3 protein-coding genes are annotated in these 3,157 nt (G+C 68.9%); all 3 read right to left on the reverse strand.

Annotated elements, in window-relative coordinates:
* Positions 1-184: 184 nt before the first annotated feature.
* Positions 185-418: a hypothetical protein gene (locus tag A2790_RS12840; protein WP_293392161.1), complete on the reverse strand. Its 234-nt coding sequence runs from the start codon at positions 416-418 to the stop codon at positions 185-187.
* Positions 419-794: 376 nt separating this feature from the next.
* Positions 795-2,201, reverse strand: a complete 1,407-nt coding sequence (locus tag A2790_RS12845) for an efflux transporter outer membrane subunit (RefSeq protein WP_293392164.1) — start codon at positions 2,199-2,201, stop codon at positions 795-797.
* 1 nt (position 2,202) lies between these two features.
* On the reverse strand, positions 2,203-3,157 hold a 955-nt coding region (locus A2790_RS12850), incomplete at its 5' end, for an efflux RND transporter permease subunit (protein ID WP_293392167.1).

The raw sequence follows: 3,157 nt of genomic DNA on the forward strand, positions 1-3,157 counted from the left end.
GGGCGGAAGGTTCAGCTAGCAGAACTCGTACGATAGCAATGGCCTTAGGTCAGCCTCATCGTCACCTCGGGGGGGGGGGCGCGTCGGCTAAGGCGCCGCGCAGGCGGCCGGCTCAGGCGTACCTATTGACGCCATCATTGTCGCCGGTCGAGAGCCATGTTGAGACTCCCCCCTCGTCACGTGTTCAGACCGGAGAGATCCGTGACGGGTGTTCGGAGACATCCGTGACAGGTTGAGGATGGTGGTTCTGGGCTCGCAGGTCGATGGTTGCGATGTTGGCGGTACGGAAGACGACGTCGTAGAGGCCGTCGGTGTGGGTTGGACGGATGGCGACGGTCTTTCCCTTGAAGGCCTTGGGGATGCGCCAGCGTCGGCTTCGGAAGGTGATGCGGCCGCTGTCGCGAGGGACGCGCCGCAACTGGTCGTCTGGGGCGTAGTGGAAGGGCTCGATGGTGAGTGCACACGCTGGGAGGATCTATGGCCAGGTTCTACACGGCTGCGCCAGGACCAAGCACCCTGACCGAGCGACGATACTGCGATCGAAGGCTCTGATCGCGGAGCTCGCCCGGTAGCACGGGCTGAATCACAAGACGGTGCGGAAGTGGCGCGGCCGGGACTCGGTCCATGACGCGGCGATGGGTCGCCAGGAGCCGCGTTCAACCTTCCTGACGCATCTGAGCTCGAAGTTCCACGTCGGACTGTCCGACTGCATGGAGCCGAGGCGATGCTGATCGCTTGGCAGACCATGGTCCTGGAGACGGTGGCGGGGTCCTGCGCCCAGGGCGCCCGTGCGGTCAAAAGCGGTCGCCGCCCAGGGCGCGGTAGAGCTCAACGCGGTTCGTTGCCTGCGCCAGCTGGGCGGCAAGCTGGGTCTGGCGCGCCGCATAGAGCGTGCGTTGCGCGTCCAACAAGGCGAGGGAGCTGTCGATGCCACGGTCGTAGCGCGCCTGGGTGAGACGCTGGGTCGCCGCGGCCGCCTCGACCAGCCGGGCCTGGGCGGCGATCCGGTCGGCGATCGTGGCGCGCACCGCCAGGGCGTCGGAGACCTCCCGGAACGCGGTCTGGATCGCCCTCTCGTACTGGGCGACGGCGGCGTCGCGCGACGCCTCGGCGCCCCGCAGATTGGCGATGTTGGCGCCGCCCGCAAAAATCGGCAGGACTACCTGGGGCGTGAAGCTCCAGGCGCGCGTGCCCGCGGTGAACAGCCGGTCCAGCGCCGGGCTGGACGACCCCTCGGAGCCGGTAAGGGTGATGCGCGGGAAGAAGGCCGCCCGCGCTGCGCCGATATCGGCATTGCGGGCCTGCAGAGTGTGCTCGGCGGCGCGCACGTCGGGACGGCTGACCAGTACGTCGGACGGCAGGCCGGGCGAGATCTCGGCCAGCACGCCCACGCTGGTGAGGCCACCCTGCGGCTGGAGATCGGCCGGGACCTCGGCGCCGACCAGGAGGCGCAGGGCATTGCGGTCGCGATCCACCTGGGCGGTGGCGACGGCGGCGTCGCTGCGGGCCTGCTCGGTAAGCGTCTGAGCCTGCCGAAGGTCGAGCTCGGATGTGGCGCCCGCCTCGAACCGCTTGCGGGCCAAGTCGAGACCGGCCTCGCGGCTGGCCAGGGTGTCCTGGGTGATCTTCAGCAGGTCCTGGTCGGCGGCCAGGGTCAGGTAGGCGCTGGCGGTCTCGGCGACCAGGCTGATCTGAACCGCGCGTCGGTTCTCCTCGGTGGCGAAGAACGATTGCAGGGCCGCAGCGCTCAGGCTGCGCACGCGCCCGAACAGGTCAAGCTCATAGGCGGAGAACCCGGCGCTCACGCTGTACTGCTCGATCTCGAAGCTGCCGGTCTGACCGGGGATGGCGGCGCCGGCGGGCGTCTTGCTACGCGTGTAGCCGCCGCTGGCGTCGATGGCCGGCAGCAGGTCGGCGCGCTGGACGCGGTATTGCGCGCGGGCCTGCTCGATGTTGGCCACGGCCACGCGCAGATCGCGGTTCTGTTCCAGGGCTAGCGCGATCAACGACTGGAGACGGGCGTCCTGGAAGACCTCGCGCCAAGCCAGGTTGCCGCTTGGGACCGCGGTCGAAGCCGCAGCAGGAGCGACGGGCCAAGCCTGGCCGACCGGCAGCGCGGGCCGCTCGTAGCGCGGCGCTAGGGTGCAGCCGGCAAGGGCCGTCGACGCCATGAGGGCCAGGAGCAGGGATCTGGCGGGCATCTCAAACAGCCTCATGGGGAACGGCGGCGGGTGGCGCTTCGGGATCGACCCTGCGCCCCAAGTGACGCTGCACCAGGACGAAGAAGAGCGGCACGAAGAAGATCGCCAGCATTACCGCCGACAGCATGCCGCCGATCACGCCCGTGCCGATGGCGTGCTGGCTGCTTGACCCCGGTCCATTGGAGATCGCGAGCGGCAAGACGCCGAACATGAAGGCCAGCGAGGTCATGATGATCGGCCGCAGGCGGATGCGCACCGCCTCCAGCGTCGCCTCGACCAGTGGAGCCCCCGCCTCAAAGCGATCCTTGGCGAACTCGACGATCAGGATGGCGTTCTTGGCCGCCAGGCCCATGGTCGTGAGCAAGCCCACCTGGAAGTAGATATCGTTTGAGAGCCCGCGAAGCGATGTGGCCAGCAGGGCGCCGACGACACCCAGCGGGATGACCAGGATCACCGCGAGGGGGATGGACCAGCTCTCGTAGAGGGCGGCCAGCAGCAGGAAGACCACGATAATCGAGATTGCGTAGAGCGCCGGCGCCTGGGCGCCCGCCTCCCGCTCCTGCAGCGACAGGCCGGTCCATTCGTAGCCGATGCCCGGAGGCAGTTTGGCGGCGATGGCCTCCATGGCCTGCATGGCCTGTCCCGAGCTCTGGCCGGGCGCGGGCGCGCCCTGGATGTTGACCGCCGGCAGGCCGTTGTAGCGCTCCAGCCGCGGCGAGCCGATGGTCCAGTGGCTCGAGGCGAAGGCGGAGAACGGCGCCATCTGACCGGCGGCGTTGCGGACGTACCAGCGGTCCAGGTCCTCAGGCTTCATGCGGAACGGGGCGTCGGCCTGGACGAAGACCTTCTTCACCCGGCCGCGATCCATGAAGTCGTTCACGTAGCTGCCGCCCAGCGCCGTCGAAAGGGTGGCGTTGATGTCGGCCGTGGTCAGGCCCATGGCCCCCGCCTTAGCC

Source organism: Phenylobacterium sp. RIFCSPHIGHO2_01_FULL_69_31 (assembly GCF_001824475.1).
Lineage (GTDB): Bacteria > Pseudomonadota > Alphaproteobacteria > Caulobacterales > Caulobacteraceae > Phenylobacterium.

What these genes read in the sequence shown, in the direction of transcription:
- A2790_RS12845 (WP_293392164.1), bottom strand. Translation starts at nt 2,201, where the DNA reads ATGCCCGCCAGATCCCTGCTCCTGGCCCTCATGGCGTCGACGGCCCTT.